The organism is Streptomyces sp. NPDC025273 (assembly GCF_040638585.1).
GTDB lineage: Bacteria > Actinomycetota > Actinomycetes > Streptomycetales > Streptomycetaceae > Streptomyces > Streptomyces cinereorectus.
The window spans coordinates 279,907-300,431 of the sequence record NZ_JBEZYP010000004.1 but is presented as its reverse complement, the minus strand read 5'-3'; the positions used below and the strand labels follow the sequence as shown (position 1 = coordinate 300,431).

General features: G+C 73.0%; 19 protein-coding genes. 6 read left to right on the top strand and 13 right to left on the bottom strand.

The features are described 5' to 3' along the window. Nucleotides 1-11: 11 nt before the first annotated feature. Nucleotides 12-2,147, top strand: coding sequence for a SpoIIE family protein phosphatase (locus AB0F38_RS10190; RefSeq protein WP_361889625.1), 2,136 nt, complete (start codon nucleotides 12-14; stop codon nucleotides 2,145-2,147). A gap of 197 nt (nucleotides 2,148-2,344) precedes the next feature. Here AB0F38_RS10190 and AB0F38_RS10185 read toward each other — a convergent pair whose 3' ends face one another. The 5 genes from AB0F38_RS10185 to AB0F38_RS10165 are packed head-to-tail and all read right to left on the bottom strand — an operon-like array spanning nucleotide 2,345 to nucleotide 7,214. Continuing rightward, nucleotides 2,345-3,598: an ABC transporter substrate-binding protein gene (locus AB0F38_RS10185; RefSeq protein WP_361889622.1), complete on the bottom strand. Its 1,254-nt coding sequence runs from the start codon at nucleotides 3,596-3,598 to the stop codon at nucleotides 2,345-2,347. Continuing rightward, nucleotides 3,595-4,722 carry a branched-chain amino acid ABC transporter permease gene (locus AB0F38_RS10180; protein ID WP_361889857.1) on the bottom strand — a complete coding sequence of 376 codons (1,128 nt, stop codon included), beginning with the start codon at nucleotides 4,720-4,722 and terminating at the stop codon, nucleotides 3,595-3,597. Before AB0F38_RS10180 ends, AB0F38_RS10185 begins: the two co-directional genes overlap by 4 nt. 4 nt (nucleotides 4,723-4,726) lie before the next feature. Continuing rightward, the gene (locus AB0F38_RS10175; RefSeq protein WP_361889619.1) at nucleotides 4,727-5,617 is read right to left on the bottom strand and encodes a branched-chain amino acid ABC transporter permease; all 891 of its coding nucleotides are present in this window, start codon (nucleotides 5,615-5,617) and stop codon (nucleotides 4,727-4,729) included. Then, a complete protein-coding gene (locus tag AB0F38_RS10170; protein ID WP_361889616.1) occupies nucleotides 5,614-6,417 on the bottom strand; it encodes an ABC transporter ATP-binding protein in 804 nt (267 codons plus the stop codon). Before AB0F38_RS10170 ends, AB0F38_RS10175 begins: the two co-directional genes overlap by 4 nt. Continuing rightward, on the bottom strand, nucleotides 6,414-7,214 hold the full coding sequence (locus tag AB0F38_RS10165) for an ABC transporter ATP-binding protein (protein WP_361889613.1): 801 nt from the start codon (nucleotides 7,212-7,214) through the stop codon (nucleotides 6,414-6,416). The genes AB0F38_RS10170 and AB0F38_RS10165 overlap by 4 nt, the downstream gene beginning before the upstream one ends. Here AB0F38_RS10165 and AB0F38_RS10160 point away from each other — a divergent pair. After that, nucleotides 7,213-8,148, top strand: coding sequence for a helix-turn-helix domain-containing protein (locus AB0F38_RS10160; protein ID WP_361889610.1), 936 nt, complete (start codon nucleotides 7,213-7,215; stop codon nucleotides 8,146-8,148). The two genes, AB0F38_RS10165 and AB0F38_RS10160, sit on opposite strands and share 2 nt — an antisense overlap. A gap of 70 nt (nucleotides 8,149-8,218) precedes the next feature. Here AB0F38_RS10160 and AB0F38_RS10155 read toward each other — a convergent pair whose 3' ends face one another. Then, nucleotides 8,219-9,334 carry a glycerate kinase gene (locus AB0F38_RS10155; protein ID WP_361889854.1) on the bottom strand — a complete coding sequence of 372 codons (1,116 nt, stop codon included), beginning with the start codon at nucleotides 9,332-9,334 and terminating at the stop codon, nucleotides 8,219-8,221. 152 nt (nucleotides 9,335-9,486) lie between these two features. Here AB0F38_RS10155 and AB0F38_RS10150 point away from each other — a divergent pair, with 152 nt between their 5' ends. Together AB0F38_RS10150 and AB0F38_RS10145 are read left to right on the top strand one after the other, a co-directional pair. Continuing rightward, nucleotides 9,487-9,990: an NUDIX hydrolase gene (locus AB0F38_RS10150; protein ID WP_361889607.1), complete on the top strand. Its 504-nt coding sequence runs from the start codon at nucleotides 9,487-9,489 to the stop codon at nucleotides 9,988-9,990. A 68-nt stretch (nucleotides 9,991-10,058) separates the two neighbouring features. Beyond that, nucleotides 10,059-10,790, top strand: coding sequence for a Sir2 family NAD-dependent protein deacetylase (locus tag AB0F38_RS10145; RefSeq protein WP_361889604.1), 732 nt, complete (start codon nucleotides 10,059-10,061; stop codon nucleotides 10,788-10,790). A 43-nt stretch (nucleotides 10,791-10,833) separates the two neighbouring features. Here AB0F38_RS10145 and AB0F38_RS10140 read toward each other — a convergent pair whose 3' ends face one another. Further along, nucleotides 10,834-11,238, bottom strand: a complete 405-nt coding sequence (locus tag AB0F38_RS10140) for a (2Fe-2S) ferredoxin domain-containing protein (RefSeq protein ID WP_361889601.1) — start codon at nucleotides 11,236-11,238, stop codon at nucleotides 10,834-10,836. A gap of 325 nt (nucleotides 11,239-11,563) precedes the next feature. Here AB0F38_RS10140 and AB0F38_RS10135 point away from each other — a divergent pair, with 325 nt between their 5' ends. After that, complete coding sequence (locus AB0F38_RS10135) at nucleotides 11,564-12,148, top strand: TMEM165/GDT1 family protein (RefSeq protein ID WP_361889598.1); 585 nt, start codon at nucleotides 11,564-11,566, stop codon at nucleotides 12,146-12,148. 64 nt (nucleotides 12,149-12,212) lie between these two features. On the opposite strand, the gene AB0F38_RS10130 is transcribed toward AB0F38_RS10135, so the two are convergent. From AB0F38_RS10130 to AB0F38_RS10120, 3 genes are all read right to left on the bottom strand, one after another. Then, nucleotides 12,213-12,731, bottom strand: coding sequence for a methylated-DNA--[protein]-cysteine S-methyltransferase (locus AB0F38_RS10130; RefSeq protein WP_361889596.1), 519 nt, complete (start codon nucleotides 12,729-12,731; stop codon nucleotides 12,213-12,215). Between the two features lie 16 nt (nucleotides 12,732-12,747). Then, nucleotides 12,748-14,220 (bottom strand): AlkA N-terminal domain-containing protein, encoded by a 1,473-nt coding sequence (locus tag AB0F38_RS10125; RefSeq protein ID WP_361889593.1) that lies wholly within the window; start codon nucleotides 14,218-14,220, stop codon nucleotides 12,748-12,750. A 240-nt stretch (nucleotides 14,221-14,460) separates the two neighbouring features. Further along, complete coding sequence (locus AB0F38_RS10120; RefSeq protein ID WP_361889590.1) at nucleotides 14,461-15,876, bottom strand: NAD(P)/FAD-dependent oxidoreductase; 1,416 nt, start codon at nucleotides 15,874-15,876, stop codon at nucleotides 14,461-14,463. 86 nt (nucleotides 15,877-15,962) lie between these two features. On the opposite strand from AB0F38_RS10120, the gene AB0F38_RS10115 reads away from it, so the two are divergent. Further along, nucleotides 15,963-16,805, top strand: coding sequence for a nucleotidyltransferase domain-containing protein (locus AB0F38_RS10115; protein WP_361889587.1), 843 nt, complete (start codon nucleotides 15,963-15,965; stop codon nucleotides 16,803-16,805). A 3-nt stretch (nucleotides 16,806-16,808) separates the two neighbouring features. Here AB0F38_RS10115 and AB0F38_RS10110 read toward each other — a convergent pair whose 3' ends face one another. The 3 genes from AB0F38_RS10110 to AB0F38_RS10100 form a co-directional block, all read right to left on the bottom strand. Then, a complete protein-coding gene (locus AB0F38_RS10110) occupies nucleotides 16,809-17,642 on the bottom strand; it encodes an inositol monophosphatase family protein (protein ID WP_361889584.1) in 834 nt (277 codons plus the stop codon). A 45-nt stretch (nucleotides 17,643-17,687) separates the two neighbouring features. Further along, nucleotides 17,688-19,490 carry a gamma-glutamyltransferase gene (locus AB0F38_RS10105; protein WP_361889581.1) on the bottom strand — a complete coding sequence of 601 codons (1,803 nt, stop codon included), beginning with the start codon at nucleotides 19,488-19,490 and terminating at the stop codon, nucleotides 17,688-17,690. 664 nt (nucleotides 19,491-20,154) lie between these two features. After that, on the bottom strand, nucleotides 20,155-20,478 hold the full coding sequence (locus AB0F38_RS10100; RefSeq protein WP_361889578.1) for a hypothetical protein: 324 nt from the start codon (nucleotides 20,476-20,478) through the stop codon (nucleotides 20,155-20,157). Nucleotides 20,479-20,525: the final 47 nt, after the last annotated feature.

The window sequence follows — 20,525 nt, the reverse complement described above, 5'->3', positions numbered from 1 at the left end:
GGGTTGAGAGGGTGCAGGACCAAGCTGCCTCCACCACCGCAACGGGTTCCGGCACGGAGCTCCTGGACAGTGCGGTGGCCCACCTCGTGCGGGAGGCCGGGGCCTCCGTGGCCATGCTGTACCTGCTGCCGAGGAACGAGACCACGCTGCACCTCGCGGTGCTTTCCGGGGTGCCCTGGCAGCTTGCGACCCCGTGGAACCGGGTCACGCTGTCCGCCCCGATCCCGGTGGCCGACGCCGTACGGCACCGGTGCCTGATCTGGCTGGGCAGCCAGGAGGAGCTGGCCCGCCGCTATCCGCGGCCCGCGCTCGTGATGCCGTACCGCTTCGCGCTGTGCGCCGCCCCGATCCGGACCGGCGGCGTCGACCGGGGCGGGATCGTGCTGCTGTGGCCCGGCTCGCACCCGCCACAGCTGTCGCCCCGGGAGCGCGATGCCTTGACCGCCGCCTGCCACGGCATCGGGATGCTGCTCCAGCAGGCCGAGAGCGGTGGCTTCCCTGTGCTGCCGGGCATCCAGCCGCGGATGCTCGCCCCGCCGGAGCCGCCCGTACCGGAGCCCGCCGAGGCCGCGGCCGCCATGGAGTTCGTCCGGCGGCTTCCGGGGGGAAGCTGCGCGCTGTCCCTGGACGGGTCGATCACCTTCCTCAACGAGGCCGCCGCGGACCTCCTGGGCGTCCGTGCCGCGGACGTACTGGGCACGCTCCCCTGGGTGTCCCTGCCGTGGATGGACGACCCGGCCGTCGAGGACCACTACCGGGCCGCGGTCATCGGCCGCCAGCAGACCTCCTTCACCACGCTCCGGCCGCCGGACCGGTGGCTGTCCTTCGAGCTCTTCCCGAACGCCTCCGGCATCAGCATCCGGATCACCCCCGCCGCGGGGCCGGAGGCCAGGACGCCCCCGGCGCCCCAGGGGTACACCCCACGAACCGTTCCGAGCAGGGCGACCGCCCTGTACCACCTGATGCACCTGGCCGCGACGCTCACGGAGGCCGTCGGCACCCAGGACGTCATCGAGCTGGCGGGTGACCAGCTGATGCCCGCCTTCCGGATCCAGTCCCTCATCGTGATGACCTCGGTCGCGGGGCGGCTGCGGATCGAGGGCCGGCGCGGGCTCCATCCCACACTCATGGACCGCTTCGACGGCGCCCCGCTGAACTCGGACACGCCCGCGGCGCACGTGCTGATGACCGGCGTTCCCGGCTTCTTCGCCGACTTCTCGGAACTGGAACGCGCCTACCCCTCCGCGGGCATGCGCGATGCCGTGGCCGCCAGCGCCTTCCTCCCTCTCATCGTCTCCGGGCATCCGGTCGGCTCGCTGGTGCTCGCCTACGACCAGGGTCACGTCTTCGAGCCCGAGGAACGCGCCCTGCTCACCTCGATCGCGGGGCTGCTCGCCCAGGCCCTCGACCGTGCCCGCCTCTACGACACCAAGGACCGGCTCGCGCACAGTCTGCAGGCCCATCTCCTCCCCCACACCCTGCCGCGGATCGAGGGCCTGGACGTCGCGGCCCGGTACCTGCCGGCCACCCGCGGCATGGGCATCGGCGGGGACTTCTACGACCTGATCCGCCTGGACGACAGCACGGCGGCGGTGACCATCGGCGACGTGCAGGGGCACAACGTGAACGCCGCCGCGCTCATGGGGCAGGTCCGCACCGCCGTGCACGCCTCGGCGGGCGCGCCGCCCGACGAGGTCCTCGGCCGCACCAACCGGCTGCTCACCGACCTCGACCCGGGCCTGTTCACCAGCTGCCTGTACGTCCATCTCGACCTCGCCGGGCACCGCGCGGTCCTGGCCACCGCCGGCCATCCGCCGCCGCTGGTGCGGCAGCCCGACGGGCAGACCGAGGTGCTCGGCCTGCCGCCGGGTCTGCTGCTCGGCATCGACCCGTCGTCCCGCTACCCGACGGCCGAGATCCCGCTGCCCCCGGGCGCGGCGCTCGCCCTGTACACCGACGGACTCGTGGAGGCGCCGGGCGTGGACTTCGACGACGCCGCCGCCGAACTGGCCGAGCACTTCGCCCTGGCACTGGACCAGACCATGGACGAGGTCGCCGACACGCTCGTCCGGTACGCGAAGCGGTCCACGCCCGGCACCGACGACATCGCGCTGCTCCTCGTCAACGCACTGCGGACAGGGAGCTGAGAGCGGGCTTCGGCCGCCGTACAGGTCGCCCGGACCGACGCCCGTGGTGCTGTCCGCGCCGCCGGGCCCGGCGTGGCGGTCGCGGCCGACGAACCTGCCGGCTGCCCAGCCGTCCGAGCTGGACGCCCGCATCAGCTGACCGCGCACGCGGACGGGCCCGGCCTCACCGGCCGGGCCCGTCCTTGTGTGCGGCGGGGTCAGGACTTCGTCGCGAAGGACTCGGCGGCCGGGGCCACCTCGGCCGGGCGGACGACCTTCAGACCGCCGGGGGTCTTGGCGTCCGGCTTCATGATGACGGTCTCCCTGGTGGAGGGGGCCGCCGGGTCGGTGAAGTCGTGCGAGATCCCGAAGTCGCTGCCGAAGCCCTTGATCGTGAGCAGGGCCTTGTCGACACCCTCACGGGTGAGGTCCTTGGACTCGCAGGCCTTCTTCAGGGCTTCGCCGAAGACGGACGCCGCGTTGTATCCGGCGATGACCCCGTTGTCGAGGCCGTCCTTCGGGTACTGGGCCGCATACGCCTTGGCCAGCTTGGCCGGGCCCTCGGCCGAGTCGCCGATGGGCAGGGTGGAGGAGCCGATGTAGTAGTCCTTCTGCAGGGCCGCGCCCGCCTGGGTGGCCAGGAGCTGCGGGGCGTAGGCCGAGTTGTTGCCCACGACGGGGACGTCGAAGCCCGTGGCCGCGGCGACGCCGACCAGCGAGGCCGCCTGACGCGGTCCGGCGCTGATGACGATCGCCTTGACACCGGCCTGCTTGAGCGCGGAGACCTGGGCGGTCATGTCGTTGTCGGTCGGCTTGATCTTCTGCTCGACGACCGTGAGGCCCGCCTCCTTCGCCGCGTGCTCGGAGCCGGCCAGGGCGTTCTCGCCGTAGTCGCCCTCGAAGTAGACGTGACCGATCTTGTCGCCCTTGGCGATGCGCTTCTCGGCGAGGAGGAAGTCGATCAGGTTGATCGTCTCGACGTCGTACGTGGCACCGATGACCCGGACGTACTCGGAACCCAGGAGGTTCGCGGACCATGCCTGCGGCAGGACGATGCCCTTGTCCTGGCCGTCGATGCGCTGTTCGACGGCGGCGACGAACGGGGAGCCGATGAACTGGGCGAAGCCCAGCACGTCCGGTTCCAGCTCGGTGTAGGCGGCGATGGCCTTCTGCGGGTCGTAGCCGTGGTCGCGGACCGTCAGTTCGATCTGCCGGTCGCAGATGCCGCCCGCGGCGTTGGCCTCCTTCACCCACAGTTGCTGGGCCTGGGTGACGCTCTTGCCCAGGGAGGCGTACACACCGGTCATGTCGGTGAGGGCGCCGAGGGTGATCTTGGAGTCGGTGACCCCCTCACCGGTCTTCACGCCGCTCTTGTCCGTCCCGGCGCCGCCCCCGGTGTCGGCTTTGCCGCTGCACCCGACGAGGGTGAGGGTGAGGGCCGCGAGGACCGCTCCGTACACACGCAGTTTCATTTCTTCTCCCCTGGTTTCTTCAGACGCGTAAGGCCGCCGGGCAGGAACAGGACCACCGCGACCACCGCGGCGCCGTACAGGTAGCGGGACGCCTCGCCCGGTGTCAGCCCGCCCGTACCGGGGGCGGACACCAGGGGCAGGGAGTCGCTGTAGTGGGTGAGCACCTGCGGGAGCAGCGTGACGAACGCGGCGCCGACCACGGCTCCGGCGACGCTGCCGAGCCCGCCGATGACGATCATGGCGAGGTATTCGAGGGACAGGACCATGCCGAAGTACTCGGGCACGGTCCGCTGGAAGACCAGCGCGAGCAGGACACCCGCGAGGCCCGCGTACATGGAGGACAGGACGAACACCCCGGCCCGGTACCGCGCCACCGGTACCCCCATCACGCCGGCCGCGATCCGGTGGTCCCGGATGGCGTTGAGTGCCCGGCCGGGCCTGCCGCGCAGCACTCCGCGGGCGAAGAGCGCGCTGAAGGCGAGGGCGGCCAGCGCCACGTACCAGAGCTTCTCCGAAGCCTGGAAGGGCACCGCGGCGACGACCACCTCGGTGTCGTCGAAGGTGAACCCGAACAGTGAGAGCGGGGGCACGGCACGGCCGTTGAAGCCGCCGGTGAGCGAGCCCGCGTTGAACAGCACGTGCTGTCCGATGAAGATCAGCGCGAGCGTGGCGATACCGAGGTAGGCGCCACGCAGCCGGCCTGCGATGGGGCTGAACAGTCCGCCCGCCGCTCCCGCCAGCAGGACGGCGAGGATCGCGGCGAGCCAGGTGGGCAGGCCGAGGCCGTTCAGTTCGTGGCCGTTCTCGGTGCTGCTCTCCCCCGCCAGGACGCAGTAGCCGTAGGCGCCGACGGCGAGGAAGAAGGCATGGCCCATGGAGAGCTGGCCGGTGCTGCCGGTGAGCAGGTTGATCCCGATCGCCCCGATCGCGGCGGCCATCGCGAAGAGTCCGGCCTGGAGCCAGAAACGGTCCAGATAGAACGGAAGGAGGAGGAGCAGGACGGATCCGGCGAGCCAGAGGTACGTGCTCAGGCTCCGCAGCGGTCCGGTGAGCGATCGCCCGCCGCCGGCCGGGGCGGCCTCGGGGCCGGGTCCCACGGACGGTTCCTTCACGGTGTCGGGCATGGCTTCAGACACGGGCGAGCTCCTTCGTGCCGAAGAGTCCCGCGGGCCGGATGAGCAGGACGATCACCATCACGAGGTAGGGCGCGAGATCACCGATGCCGCGTCCGAGGAAGGAGAGATCGCTCTGGTATCCGGTGGCGAGGGACTCGGTGACCCCGACGACGAGGCCCCCGACCAGTGCTCCCGTCGTCGAGTCGAGGCCGCCGAGGATCGCGGCCGGGAAGGCCTTGAGCGCGGCGAAGGACGTGGCCCGTTCGAGGCCCGGGGTCGGGAAGACGGTGAGGAAGAGCGCGGCGACGGCGGCGAGTGCCCCGGCGACCGCCCAGGCGGAGAGCGAGACCCGGCCGAGCCGGATGCCCATGAGGGCGGCGGTCTGCGGGTTCTCGGCGGCGGCCCGCATCGACACACCCCAGGAGGTGTAGCGGAACGCGAGCAGGAACACCGTGATCAGGAGCGCCGCCGCGACGAACGCGGCGATGCGGGTCTCGGCCAGGGTGACCCCGCCGACGGTGACGACGTCGTCGCCCCACGGGTCGCCGAGCGAGAGGACCTCGGTGCCCATCCGCCGGACGAGTTCCGTCGTGATGACGATGTCGACGCCGATGGTGACGATGGCCAGGACGCTGTGGTCGCTGCCCCGGTAGCGGCGCATCACGAGGAACTCGACCGCGGAGCCGACGACCGCGGCGCCCGCGATCCCGACGCCGAGGGCCGGCCAGAAGCCGATGTCGTCGTGCAGCACGGCGGTGACGTAGCCGCCCGCCAGCAGCAGGGAGGCGTGGGCGAAGTTGACCACCTCGGTGGCCTTGAAGATGACGACGAAGCCGAGCGCGATCAGTGCGTAGACCGAGCCGATGGAGAGTCCGCCGAGGAGGAGTTCGATGAAGGTGGTCATTCCTGTGTCCCCAAGTAGGCCTGGACGACGGCCGGATCGTTCTGGACCTCGGCGGGGCTGCCGCCCGCGATCCTGCGTCCGAAGTCGAGTACGGTCACCGCGTCCGCGAGCCGCATCACCACACCCATGTCGTGTTCGACCAGCACGATGGAGATGCCGAGGCTGTCGCGTACGTCCGCGACGACAGCCGCGACGCGGCGCCGTTCGTCGGCCGTCATGCCGGCGATGGGTTCGTCGAGCAGCAGCACCCGCGGCTCCATGCAGAGCGCGCGGCCGAGCTCCACGAGCTTCTGCTTCCCGTACGGAAGGATCCCGGCGGGCAGCTCCAACTCCTTTTCCAGGCCGATGAATTCGGCGATCTCCCGGACCCGTTCCCGGTGCAGCCGCGCCTCGCGGGCCGCCGAAGGCAGCCGCAGTCCGCTGGCGAGGAAGCCGGAGCGGGTGAGGCGGTGCCGGCCGAGCAGGAGACTCTCGGCGACGGTGGCGTGCGGGGGCAGCGCCAGGTTCTGGAACGTGCGCGCGATGCCGAGGCCGGCGATCTTGTGCGGGGCGAGCCCGGTGAGTTCGGTGTCGCCGAGGTGCACCGTGCCGGAGGTGGCGCGGTACACGCCGGAGAGCACGTTGAACGTGGTCGACTTGCCGGCGCCGTTGGGTCCGATGACGGCGTGCACACTGCCCGGTTCGACGGTGAACGAGACCGCGTCGAGGGCGGTGAGCCCCGCGAAGCGTACGGTCACGTCGCGCACGGCGAGTGCGGCAGGGGCGGTGACGGGCGCCGTGGTGGCCGGAGCGGTGGTCATGCGGACCACCTGCTCAGCGAGCGCGAGGGTCCGGCGACGGCCTGCGTGGCGTCCTCGGCGGCCGTCTCGTCGACGACGCCCAGGTAGCGGCGGCGCACCTCGTCGGAGGCGGCGAGATCGTCGGCGGGGCCTTCGAGGGCGACCTCGCCGACGTCCAGGACGTACGCGGTGGAGGCGAGCCGCAGGGCGATGGCCGCGTTCTGTTCGACGAGCATGACGGAGGTCCCTGTCGCGTTGATCTCCTGGATCGTCTCGGCGATCCTGGCCGCCATCAGCGGTGCGAGGCCGAGGGAGGGTTCGTCGAGCAGGAGCAGGCGGGGCCCTGCCATCAGGGCCCGTCCCATCGCCAGCATCTGCTGCTCACCGCCGGACAGCAGTCCGGCCCGCTGGTGCGCGCGCTGGGCGAGTACCGGGAACAGTTCGTGGACACGGTCGAGCGCGGCGGTGGTCTCCTTGCGTCCGCCGCGGGCGCCGAGCGCGCCCGCCCGGAGGTTGTCCGCCACCGTCATGCGGGCGAACACCTGCCGCCCCTCCGGTACCTGGATCACTCCCGCCGCCACCACCTGGGCGGGGCGCAGGCCGTCCAGGGGCTGTCCGTCGAAGCGGATGGTGCCCGTGCCCGTGCCGCGGTGGAAGCCGAGGGTCCGCGATACGGCCCGCAGCAGCGTGGTCTTGCCGGCGCCGTTGCCGCCGAGTACGGCGGTGATCGCGCCGGGCGGCACGTCGACGGAGACGTCGCGCAGGGCCCGTACCGGGCCGTAGCCCACGGACAGTTCGCGGATCTCGAGCGTTGCCATGCGTCCTCCTCCTTCCGACTGGTCGTTGTGGTGCCACAGACCAGCAGGGGGGCCCACCGTGCGTCCACGGTCCGTCGCGCACTCGCTGCGGGTGACCAGCGTTCGAACGGCCGTGTTGTGCACGCGCACAGAGGGGGGTGATCCGCTGCCGCCGCCACCACGACGGATGGCATCGTCACCAGCCATGAACGGCCCGGTCGCGAAACGGAGCGAACACATGCAGCTGCGCGGTGACGAGCGGGGCGAGGTGCTGCTCGACGCCCTGCTGGACGGCCGGTCCGCACCGGGCCTCGCGGCACGCGCGGCGGCGGGTCTGGACGTGCCGGAGCAGGGCCGTTACGCGGTGGTGGTGCTGCGGCGGGGCGCTCCGGCCGGGCAGGTCATGGACGCGGACGGCCTGCGGTTCTTCCGGCGGGTGCGGGCGGACGGCGAGCTCGTCGTCGTGGCCCTGGGTGACCGTGATCCGGCCGGGCTCGCGACGCTGATGGCGCGGTGGTGTCCGGGTCCGGGCGGGATCGGCCCGGTGGCGGACGGCCTGGCGGGGCTGGGGACGGCGCGCCGGCTGGCCGAGGTGGCGCTGCTGACGTGTCAGCCGAACGAGGAGGGGATCGTGCGGCTGGAGGAACGGATGCCCGCGGCGCTGGTGGTGAGCCAGCCGGAGCTCGCGGCGCGGCTGGTCGCGGACGTCTTCGGTCCGCTGCTGGCCCTTGATCCGGCGGACCGGGCCCTGCTGGTGCGGACGCTGGACGCGTGGCTGGAGTGCGGGGGATCCGCGGGCCGGGCGGCGGGACGGCTGTACTGCCACCGCAACACCGTGCTCAACCGGCTGCGGCGGCTGGAGCAGCTGACGTCGCGGTCGCTGTCACGGCCGCGCGAACTGGTCGAGATGATGCTGGCCCTGGACGCGTTCCGGCTCTCTGCGTCCCCGCCGTGAGGTACGGCCCGCGGGCCTGTGTGAGGGGGCGGTGTGGAGGGGCGGGTGTCCCGCCCCTCCACGGGGGGCCTCAGACCAGGAAGTCGCGGGCGATCGACTCGGCCGCACGCTCCAGCAGGGGCCCCGCCTGGGCCATGCAGACCGCCGGATCGGGTTCCAGCTCCGTCAGGGCGTAGGCCCGCCGGATCCCGGCCCCCTCCAGCGCCTCGGGCGGCAGGGCGAGGCGTCCGCAGACGGCGACGACCTCCACCCCGGCGGCCCGGGCCGCCGCGGCGACGCCCGCCGGTGCCTTGCCGTGCAGCGTCTGCTCGTCGAGCGATCCCTCGCCGGTCACGACGAGGGTGGCCCGGGCGAGCGCCGGGGCGAAGCCCAGGACGTCGAGCATGACCTCGATGCCGGGCCGGAAGCGGGCTCCCAGCGCGACGAGCGCGCCGTAGCCGACGCCTCCGGCGGCGCCCGCGCCGGGAAGCGCGGCGTGCCCGGGTCCCAGCACGGAGGCGTAGTGGGCGAGCGCCGCGTCGAGGACAGCGATGTCGTCCTCGGTGGCGCCCTTCTGCCGCCCGTACACCTCGGGGGCCCCCTTCGCGCCGGTCAGGGGGTTGTCCACGTCGCTGGCCAGGATCAGGTCGATGTCCGCCAGCCGGGGGTCGAGCCCCGACAGATCGGCCTCGGCGAGGTCGGCGAGCCCGCCGCCGCCGGGTCCGGCGGGCTTTTGGTCCGCGTCCAGGAAGCGGGCCCCCAGTGCGGCGAGCATGCCCGCTCCGCCGTCCGTCGTGGCACTGCCGCCGACCCCGAACACGATCGTCCGGGCGCCGGCGTCGAGCGCGGCCAGCAGCAGCTCGCCGGAGCCGTACGTGGTCGCCGTGAGCGGGGCGAACTCCCCCGCGGGGAGGCGCTGGAGGCCCGAGGCCTCCGCCATCTCCACCACGGCCGTGGTGCCGCGCACCGCGTACGCGGCGTCCACCGGCATCCCCAGCGGCCCGGTCACCCGGGCCTCGCGGCGGTCGAATCCGGCAGCCACCGCCGCCGCGACCGTACCGTCGCCGCCGTCCGCCACCGGCAGGGTCTCGACCCGCACACCGGGGACGACGCGCCGCAGTCCGGCCGTCACCCGTTCCGCGACCTGCACGGCCGTGAGCGAGCCCTTGAACTTGTCCGCCGCGACGAGCACGCGGGCGGTCTCCATCACTGCTCCGTCCGTCACCTTGCATCCTTTGCTTTCGAACAGGCAGTCGCGCCGCCCCGACCCTATCCGGACCGCACCTGGTCTGCCCATGGCCGTCCGCCCGTCGGGCCACGACCCGGCGCGGCCCCTGCCGATGCCTCTACGCTGCCCCGGTGACCACCACTGACTACGCCACCTACATCGCAGGGCTGCCCCGGGTACTGGCCGCGGCGGCCTCGCTCTTCCGGGACGAGCACGGCCGGCTGCTGCTCGTCGAGCCGAACTACCGGGAGGGCTGGGCACTGCCCGGCGGCACGGTCGAGTCGGACGGGGGCGAGAGTCCCCGGCAGGCCGCGCGCCGGGAGACGGCCGAGGAGATCGGGCTGGATCTGGAGCCGGGCCGGCTGCTCGCGGTCGACTGGGCCCGCGGTGCGGGGCGTCCGCCGATCGCCGCGTACCTGTACGACGGCGGCGTGCTGTCCGGTGAGCAGTTCGGGGCGATCCGGCTGCAGGAGGAGGAACTCCTGTCCTGGCGGCTGGTGGACCGCGCGGACCTCGGCGGATATCTGCCGCGACGGCTCGGACGACGGGTCCTGGCGGCACTGCGGGTGCTGGACACCGGAGCGGGTACGGCCGAGCTGGAGGACGGTGAACCGCCCGTCGGCGCGAGGCCCTGAACCGGGTCGCCGTTCACGGCGCCCTCGGGCGATCGCGGACGGCACGGGGTCCTGCGTACGCTCGGCCCATGACTCTCGTCGCGATCCTCAGCGGCGCCGGCATCTCCACGGACTCCGGCATCCCCGACTACCGCGGGCCGCAGGGCCTCTGGCGGAAGGACCCGGAGGCCGAGAAGCTCGTCACGTACGACTTCTACATGGCCGACCCGGAGATCCGGCGCCGCTCCTGGCAGATGCGCCGCACCAGCGCCACCTGGAACGCGCAACCGAACGCGGCCCATCGTGCCGTGGCCGCCCTCGAACGGTCCGGGACGCCGGTGCGCGTGATCACGCAGAATGTGGACGGGCTGCACCAGCGGGCCGGGCTGTCCGCCCGTAAGGTCGTCGAACTCCATGGCACGGCACGCGAGGTCGTCTGCACACGCTGCCACGCCCGGTCCGGCATGGAGCGGGCGCTGGCCCGTGTCGAGGCGGGCGAGGCTGATCCGCCCTGCACGGTCTGCGGCGGGATCCTGAAGTCGGCGACGGTGATGTTCGGCGAGCGCCTGGACCCGCGGGTGCTGGGTGAGGCCATGGCCGTCACCAAGGCGAGCCAGGTCTTCATCGCGGTGGGCACGACGCTCCAGGTGCAGCCCGCCGCCTCGCTGGCGCGGATCGCGGCGGAGCACGGGGCCCGGCTCATCGTGGTGAACGCCGAGCCGACCCCCTACGACGGGCTGGCAGAGGAGACGATCCGCGAACCCATCGGGACGGCCCTGCCCGCGCTGCTCGCACGGCTGGCCCCGTCCGCGGAGGACTGACCGGTCCGCACACGGGCCCCCGGGTCTCCGCCGTCCGTCGGGCTCATCCCTCCAGACCGCCCTGGATCCGGCGCGACGGCTTGAAGGTGTACAGGTCCAGGATCTCGGGCACCTCGGCGAGGCCCGGTCCGCCCTCCCCCGCCCAGACGGCTATGTCCGCGACGGCCTGCGGATCGTTCACCAGCCCGAGCCAGACGGGGCGGCCGCCCGCGTCGCGGCCCTCGGCGGAGGGCTGTACGACCATGACGTTGCCGTGCTCGCACGCGTCCAGGCACTCCACGGCACGCACGGTGGCGATCCCGTCGAGGGACTGCCGCAGCTGCGCCAGCTGGCCGGCGTGGTCCACGCCGGGGATCTTCGGGGTGCCGCAGCAGCAGCCCCGGCAGACACTGACGGTGGGCCGGGACGGCCCCGGCCCTGCTGCGGGCTTGCGGGTGCGGCGGCTCATGCGGGGGCACTCCCGGTGGTGGCGCGGATGATCACCGTAGGACTGTACCGAGCGGCTCCCCCGCGGATCCCGGCCCCCGGGTGGGGTAGTGTTGACGGCTGCGAAGGGGAGTAGCCCCGAAAACCGGTCGTCGACACACTGGAGCCCACGGGTTCCCGGTGGCCGGGCCCGTGGATCCTTGCGGGTGGGCGAGACCTTCGGTCAGGTATGACACGCCCGTGCCCTGCGGGCGCTGCCGTCGTGCCGGGCCGAGTGGTCCTCCGAAACGCCCGAACGGCACTTCGCGGATGGCCCGGGGCCCGGCTCTCACAGAAAGCCACCCGGAATGCATCTCGACCCACTGGCGATCCTCACCGCCTTCGGGCTGATCTTCCTCGCGGAGCTCCCCGACAAGACGATGTTCGCCTCGTTGGCCATGGGCACGCGCATGCGCCCCCTGTACGTCTGGTTCGGCACGTCGTCCGCCTTCGTGGTGCACGTCGCCATCGCGGTCGGGGCGGGTGGCCTGATCGGTCTGCTGCCCGACTGGACCGTCAAGCTGGTCTCGGCCCTCCTGTTCGGCTTCGGCGCGTTCATGCTGCTCCGCAGCGGTGGCGACGACCAGGACGACGAGGACGAGATCAAGACCGTGACCGGTTTCTGGCCGGTCTACTCGACCGCCTTCATGGCCGTCTTCATCAGCGAGTGGGGCGACCTGACCCAGATCACCACCGCGAACCTCGCCGCGAGCAACGGCGCCTGGTCCACGGCCGTCGGATCGGCCGCCGCTCTCATGTCCGTGTCCGCGCTGGCGCTGCTGGCCGGACGGTTCATCGCCAAGCGGGTGCCGCTGAGGACCGTGCAGCGCATCGGCGGGCTGTGCATGCTCGGGCTCGCGATCTGGTCGGTGGTCGAGATCTTCACCGCCTGACCGGCCGAGGCGGGCAGCGGCCTGACCGGCCCGCCCGGTACCGGCTGTCCGGCGTGCCGGCCCTTCAGAACAGGGCCGGCACGTCGCTGTCCGTCCCCCGCTCGAAGGCGAGCAGCCGCTGCTTGCGGTCCAGCCCGCCGCCGTACCCCGTGAGGCTCCCCGAGGCTCCGACGACCCGGTGGCACGGGACGATGATCCCGACCGGGTTCTTGCCGTTGGCGAGGCCGACCGCACGGGAGGCACCGGGCTTTCCGAGGCATTGGGCCAGTTCGCCGTACGAACGGGTCTCGCCGTACGGGATCCGTTCCAGCTCGGCCCAGACGCTGCGCTGGAAGGGCGTGCCGTCCAGACGCAGCGGCAGGTCGAATTCCGTCAGCTCGCCCGCGAAGTAGGCGTCCAGCTGCCGGACGGCCTCGGTGAAGGGCCGCGGATCCGGTGCGCCGAAGGTCTCCTGAGGCGGGCGGTGCCGCTGGGCGGTCATGTACAGACCGGCCAGGACACCGTCGGTCGCGACCAGCGTGAGGTCTCCGTAGGGGCTGTCGATGACCGTGTGCTGCCTGGTCGCCGCAGGTGTGGCTGTCATGGTTCGTCCTCGGTTGTCAGACGGGCAGGTGGTTGATGGGGTGGTCGTCGACGGTCCAGAGATACTGCACGGCGTACGCGCGCCAGGGCCGCCAGTCCGCGGCACGTGCGGTGAGGGCCGCGGGGGTGGCCGGAAGGCCGAGCCGCTCGGCCGCCCTGCGGATTCCCAGATCGGTGGGGACGAAGGCGTCCGGGTCCCCGAGGGCACGCATGGCGATCACCTCGACCGTCCAGGGGCCGAACCCAGGCAATGCGGTCAGCTCGGCGCGGGCCTGTTCCCAGTCGGTGCCCTCGCCCAGCCGGAGGGATCCCTCGGCGAGGGCGGTGACCAGGGTGGTGAGCGTGGTGCGGCGGCTGCGCGGCAGCGCGAGGGCCTCCGGATCGAGTCCGGCCAGCGCCTCCGGCGTGGGGAAGAGATGGGTCAGGCCGCCCTCGGGGTCCTCGACCGATACCCCGTGGGCGGTGACCAGCCGGGCCGCGTGGGTGCGGGCCGCGGCCGTGGAGACCTGCTGACCGAGCACGGCGCGTACGGCGAACTCCGCCGCGTCCACCGTGCGCGGCACCCGGCGCCCCGGGGCCCGGTCGACCAGCGGCGCGAGCAACGGGTCGGAGCGCAGCTGCTCGTCGACGGCGACGGGGTCGGCGTCCAGGTCGAGCAGTCTGCGGCAGCGGCTGATGGCCTGGGTCAGGTCGCGCGGATCGGTGAGGGAGAGCCGGCAGGCGATGTGGTCGGACCGCGGGGAGAGGGCCACTGTGCCGTGTCCGTGCGGGAGCGTGAGCGTGCGGCGGTAGACGCCGTCACGCCATTCCTCGACCCCGGGGACGGCGGTCGCGGCCAGGTGCCCGAAGAGGTTGCTGGGGTTGAGCGGGGCGCGGTACGGCAGCCGCAGGGCGATGATTCCGGAGGCCTCGGCCGCCCCGGCCCCGCGTGCCGCACGGGTGCGCAGCTCCCCCGGGGCGAGCGCGAAGACCTCGCGGACGGTGTCGTTGAACGTGCGGATGGAGGCGAACCCGGCGGCGAACGCCACTTCGGCCATCGGCAGCGCGGTCGTCTCGATGAGGACCCGGGCGGTCTGGGCCCGCTGCGACCGGGCCAGGGCGAGCGGCCCCGCGCCGAGCTCGGCGAGGAGCTGGCGCTCGATCTGCCGGGCGGAGTAGCCGAGCCGCGCCGCGAGACCCGGCACACCCTCCCGGTCGACGACCCCGTCCTGGATGAGGCGCATCGCACGGGCGACGGAGTCGGCGCGGGCGTTCCACTCCGGGGAGCCGGGGCTGGTGTCGGGCCGGCACCGCTTGCAGGCCCGGAATCCGGCCTGCTGGCAGGCGGCGGCGCTGGGGTAGAAGCTCATGTTGCGCACCTTGGGCGGCACGACGGGGCAGCTGGGCCGACAGTAGATCCCGGTGGTCAGGACCGCGGTGAAGAACCAGCCGTCGAAGCGGGCGTCCTTCGACTGTACGGCCCGTACGCAGCGCTCGGTGTCGGTGTGCATGGTTCAAGGATCGGGCACCCGGAACGGGAGGGCTGGCGGAAATCCGACATCAGCCTCGCGCGGGAATCCGACATCGGCCGCCCGATGACACCACTGCCCGGCCGGCCCGGGAGTGACACCCCGCACCGGCCGCGGCAGGACACCACGCCGTCAGGTCCCGTCCGCGGCAGCGGACTCGACGCGCACACACCGCGCCTGAGCACGGCGACCCGGCGCGGGACGACTGGGAGCGGCCGGATCTCACGCGGCCCGCAGCCGCCGCCGCACCGCCTTCGCCGCGTGGTGGCCGGACATGCCGTGCACTCCGGGGCCGGGCGGGGTGGCCGAGGAGCAGAGGAAGACCGCGGGGTGGGCCGTGGCGTACGGCACGCGGGCGAGCTTGGGGCGGAGCACCGTCTGCAGCCCGGCGAACGCTCCGGTCGCGATGTCGCCGCCGACGTAATTGGCGTTGCGCGCGGCGAGTTGGGGCGGCCCGGCGATCGCGCGGGCCAGGACGAGATCGCGGAACCCGGGCGCGAACCGCTCGATCTGCCGCTCGATGACCTCGGTCGCGTCCCCCTCCCAGCCCGCGGGGACGTGTCCGTAGACCCAGAAGACATGGCGGCCCTCGGGGGCCCGGGACGGGTCGACGAGGCTCGGCTGTGCGGTGATCAGGAAGGGGACGCTCGGGTCGCGGCCCTCCACGGCGGCGCGCAGGGCGGTGTCGATCTCCCCGGCCGTGGGCCCGACATGGACCGTACCGGCCCGCCGGGCCTCCTGCGCCGTCCACGGGACGGGGCCCGACAGCGCGTAGTCGATCTTGAAGCAGGAGGCCCCGTAGCGGTAGCGGCCGTAGGCGCTGCCGAGTCCGGCGATGCGGGCGAGCGAGGTGGGCGAGGTGTCGAAGATGTACGCGCGGGCCGGCGGGAGCTCGTCGAGGCGCTTGACCTCCACGCCCGTCCGGATCGTGCCGCCCTGTTCGCGCAGGTACGAGGCGAGGGCGTCGGAGATGGCCTGCGAGCCGCCGCGCGGCACCGGCCAGCCGTTCGCGTGCGCGGCGAGCGCGAACAGCAGGGCGATTCCACTCGTCGCGATGCCGCTGGTGGGCGCGATGGCGTGGGCGGCGAGCCCCGCGACGAGTCCGCGCGCCCTGGCACCCCGGAAGCGGCGGGAGAGAAACGTGGCGGGCGGCAGCGCGTCGAGCCCGAAGCGCATCCAGCGGTACGGGTCTCGGGGCAGCCCGTCCCACGGGGTGCGCAGGAAGTCCGCGGCGAGTGTGTCCCAGTGGCCGGTGTAGGGCGCGACCAGCCTGCGGTACGCGCCCGCGTCCTGCGGGCCGAGCGACATGGCGCTCTCCCCCACGGACCGCGTGAGCACGGCGGCCGATCCGTCCGGGAAGGGGTGGGCGAGCGCCAGTTCGGGCTGCAGCCATTCCAGGCCGTGCCGGGCCAGTGGCATCGCGTTGAAGGCGGGCGAGCCGATGCCCAGCGGGTGTACAGCGGAACACGGATCGTGGCGGAACCCGGGCAGGGTGAGCTCCTCGGTCCGCGCGCCACCGCCGACGGTCTCCTTGGCCTCGAAGACCTCGACGGCGAAGCCCCGGCGGGCCAGCTCGGCCGCGGCCGTCAGCCCGTTGGGGCCCGCCCCCACGACTACGGCATCCAGCATCGATGGCACCTTCGGACTCCTTCGTCAGCCGATGGCCAGGACACCCAGGATATTCGGGCGCGCCGACGACCTGTCCGCGGGTAGCCTCCCGCCCGATGAACAGCGCACCCGCACTCTCCTCGGCCGTGTCCTCGATGGCCTCCCGGCTCGCCGGGCTGCCCGGCGTACGGGCCGTCGTCCTGGGCGGCAGCCGGGCCCGCGGCACACACCGGCCCGATTCCGACTGGGACCTCGGCGTGTACTACCGCGGCGCCCCCGACCTGGCCGCGCTGGCCGCCCTGGGCTCCGGGATCCAGGGTTCACCGCTGGAGGTGGCGGGGCCGGGCGGCTGGGGGCCGTGGGTCAACGGCGGTGCGTGGCTGACGGTGGACGGAGTCCGGGTCGACTGGATCCTGCGCGATCTGGACCGGGTGGAGTCGGTGTGGTCCGACTGCCGGAAGGGCCGCTTCGAGGTGGGCGTCCAGCCCGGCCATCCGCTGGGCTTCTGGTCCCCCTGCTACGTCGGCGAGGTCGCCCTCGGCCGCGTGCTGGAGGATTCCCGCAACGAGTTGACGCTCCTTCAGCAAGCGGTGCGGACCTATCCCGAGCCTCTGCGCGAGGCGCTCGCCGACGCCGCGTGGGAGGCGGAGTTCTCCGTGGCCGGCGCCCGCAAGTCGGCCCCGGCGGGCGACACGCTCCATGTCGCCCTGTGCCTGTCGAAGGCGTTCGGGATCCTCGCCCAGTCCCTGCACGCCCACCACCGCACCTGGTGTCTCAACGAGAAGGGCGCCCTCGCCGCGGCGGCGGCCCTGCCGCACACGCCCGCGGACTTCGCGGGCCGGGTCGCCCGGTCCCTGCGCGGCCTGGACGCGGCAGCGGTGGAGACCGCGGCCGGTGTCGTGCGGGACGTGCGGGAGGTGCTCTCCGGCGGCGGGACGCCCACCAGCCCCGGAGCGTGAACGCTACAGGCCCGCGCGCAGCGCGGACAGGATCCTGTCCGCGGTGGTCCTGTCCCTGGCGGCCGTGAACGGGAGGTCGTTGCCGCCGGTGATGCGGTACGGGACACCGGAGAGGGTCGACTGGGCCCCGCCCGCCTCGGTGACCAGGAGGAGGCCCGCCGCGTGGTCCCAGGCGAATTCCCAGTTGAACGCGACGGCGTCCTGTGCGCCGCAGGCGACGGCGAGGTACTCCAGGCCGGCCGATCCGCACGCACGCGCTTCGATGCCTTCGGTACGCAGGCCGAGCAGGGCGCGCTTCTGGGCGTCGGAGGTGTAGTCGGGGTGCGACATCGCCACCTTGAGCACGGCGCCCGCCGCGGGCGAACCGCTGTGCAGCGGTGTGCCGTTGAGCGTGGCACCCCTCCCCCGGACGGCGACGGCCATCTCGCCGAGCACGGGGGCGTACGTCCATGAGGCGTATACCTCTCCGTGGCGGGCGAGGGCGACCAGAGTGCAGAAGCCGGGTTCGCCGTGGACGAACTGGCGGGTGCCGTCGACGGGGTCGACGATCCATACGGGTGCGTCGCCGCCGAGCGCCTCGTACACCGCCGGGTCGGCGTGGACGGCCTCCTCGCCGACGACGGCCGAACCGGGCAGGAGCCGGGTCAGTGACCTGGTGAGGTGCTCCTCGGCCAGCCGGTCCGCGGCGGTGACCAGGTCGTGCGGGCCGCTCTTCTCGACGATCTCGTGCGTGGCGAGCTGCCGGTAGCGCGGCAGGATCTCCGCGGCGGCCGCTGCGCGGACCGCCGCCTCGACCTCGGTCAGGCGCCCGTTGTCGGCGAGGAAGTCATCGATCATGCCTCCAGCTAAGCATGCTCCTCGCGGGGCACCGAGGGTGGGCGTTCAGCGGCCGACCGCGTACCCCTGCATGCCGCGCGGATTGGCGGCGGCGGACAGCACTCCGGTCTCCGGATCGCGGGCGACGACGCACAGCCTCCCCTCGGACCAGGGCGCGCCGACGGTGACGTCGTGGCCGCGGCGGCGCAGCTCCGCGACGACTGCGGGGTCCGTGCGCTCCTCGACGGTCACACTGCCCGGGCGCATGCCGCGCGGGTGGAAGGAGCCGGGGAAGCTGTCGTTGTGCCAGTTCGGGGCGTCGATGGCACCTTGCAGGTCGAGCCCGCCGCGGACCCGGGGCCGCAGGGCGACGGCCAGGAAGAAGTGGAGCTGCCACTGGTCCTGCTGGTCGCCTCCGGGGGTGCCGAAGGCCATGACCGGGATGCCGTCGCGCAGGGCGAGCGAGGGGGTCAGGGTCGTGCGGGGGCGGCGGCCGGGGGTGAGGGTGTTGGGCAGCCCGTCGTCGAGCCAGGCCATCTGCAGGCGGGTGCCGAGCGGAAAACCGAGCTCGGGGACGACAGGGTTCGACTGGAGCCAGCCGCCGCTGGGGGTGGCCGAGACCATGTTGCCCCAGCGGTCGACGACGTCGAGGTGGCAGGTGTCGCCGCGGGTCGCACCGTCCCTGGAGACGGTCGGCTCGCCCGCACCGGCGGCTGCCGCGGGTAGGCCGGGGGTGCAGAGGCCGGACGCGACCGCCCGGGCGTGGGCGCTGAGGACGGGGGCGCGCCCGCCGGGGCTGCCGGGGCGGAGCTCGTGGGACGCCTCGCCGGTGACGAGGGCACGGCGCGCGGTGTTGTACGGCTCGGAGAGCAGGGTGTCCAGGGGGACGTCGTCGGCGTCGCCGTACCAGGCCTCACGGTCTGCCATGGCGAGCTTGCAGCCCTCGATGAGCAGGTGCACGTAGTCGGCAGAGCCGTAGGGCGGCAGCTCGTCGGGGAGCAGCGCGAGCTGCTGGAGGAGGACGGGGCCCTGGCTCCAGCCCCCGGCCTTGGCCAGCGTCCAGCCGTGCCAGTCGTACGTGACCGGGGCCTCGTAGGCCGCCGACCAGCCGGCCAGGTCGGCGGCGGTGAGCGTGCCGGTGTGGTGGGTGCCGCTGGTGTCCAGGGTGGGGACGGCCGCCTGGCGGACCAGCGCCTCGGCGACGAAGCCCTCGCTCCAGATCCGGCGGGCTGCCTCGATCTGGGCGACGCGGTCGGTGCCCCCGGTCCGCTCGGCCTCGGCGGTCAGCCGCCGCCAGGTCGCGGCGAGTGCGGGGTTGCGGAACAGCTCGCCCGGCCGCGGGGCCTTCCCGCCGGGGAGGTACACCTCGGCGGAGGACCGCCAGGCGGTCTCGAACAGTTCGCGGACGGCCTCGACGGTCTCCCCGATCCGCTCGACCGGTGCGTGGCCGTCCTCGGCGTATCCGATCGCGTACCGCAGCACCTGGCCGAGGGTCCTGGTGCCGTGGTCGCGCAGGAGGACCATCCACGCGTCGAAGGCGCCCGGCACGGCGGCGGCCAGCGGCCCGGTGCCGGGTACCAGGTCGAGGCCGAGCGCCCGGTAGTGGGCGACGGTCGCTCCGGCGGGGGCGGGGCCCTGGCCGCACAGCACCCGCACGTCGCCGTCCTTCGGCGCCAGAATGACCGGGACCTCCCCGGCCGGACCGTTGAGGTGGGGTTCGACGACGTGCAGGACGAATCCGGCGGCGACGGCCGCGTCGAAGGCGTTGCCGCCGTCCTCCAGGACGGCCATCGCGGACTGCGAGGCGAGCCAGTGGGTGGAGGACACCATTCCGAAGGTGCCTTGGAGGGTCGGCCGGGTCGTGAACATCGCACCTCACCTTGCTGGTTGGACGTGTCAAACGGACCGAACACGGCTCATGACCGGCCCTGGGGAGAGTCTGGGGAGTTTCGCCCTGCAAGGTCGTTCACCTGATCGTCGAGCAGACTATCGATCGCGACCCGCCTCCGGCACGAAGTGCCCGTAGCGATCGAGGATGATGGTGAGGGAAGCTTCCCGTGATCATGGAGTGCTCTACGCCGGCCCCAGTGGCACGGCGAGTCCGGAGCCGTCCGCGGACCCGAAAAGCCGACAACTCCTACCGGGCCAGGGGCGGGAGCCCGGAGCCAGCGGCGCCGGCAACAGGCGGGTACGACGACAATCCCGGCCATGACCGGGCGACGCGGCCTCCCGGGTCGCGTTGTTCAGCCGGCCTGGAAGACCGCGGCCTTGCCTACGCACTGCAGATCACGGGCGAGATGGGGCCCTGGCCCAAGGCCCTGGAACGGTTCAGCGGCCTGGAGGAGATCCTGCGGAAGGTGGGGGACTCGACGCGGATGGCCCAGCCGCGGCGGCGCGCGTGGCAGGCCGGTGCGAGGACGTCGAGGTTGACGGAAGCTTGGCCTCGCCGTGTCACTTGGCCTTGCCCCGGATGACTGCCAGGCAGAGCGCGTCGATCCACTCCCCAGTCGTGATGCTCTCCGCGGGGGCATCCTCACCCGGGTCGTAGCTCATGCCGAAGTTCACGTACTCCAGGAAGACCTGGAAGCTGCAGGGGGTGGTAAGCGGCGTAGGCGCCGGCAGCGGCTTCGGAGGCGTCCTTGAGGGCGGCCTTGGCCTCCGGGGTGCCGAGGCCGGGTGTCTCGACGGAGAGGGCGCCCAGGTGGTCGAGGAACTCCTCGGCGATCGCCTGCCACTCGTAGGTGGCCATGCGGCCCGCCCTCGACATGGAACGAACCTGACCCCCGATGCGGTTCGTGAAGTCCTCGCGCGCTGCCGACACGACGGCTCCGCCCACCTGGTGACGCTCTATTCGCACTGCCCTGCTCCTTGACCAAATATCTGCGACAGCCTAGGCGCGCCCGC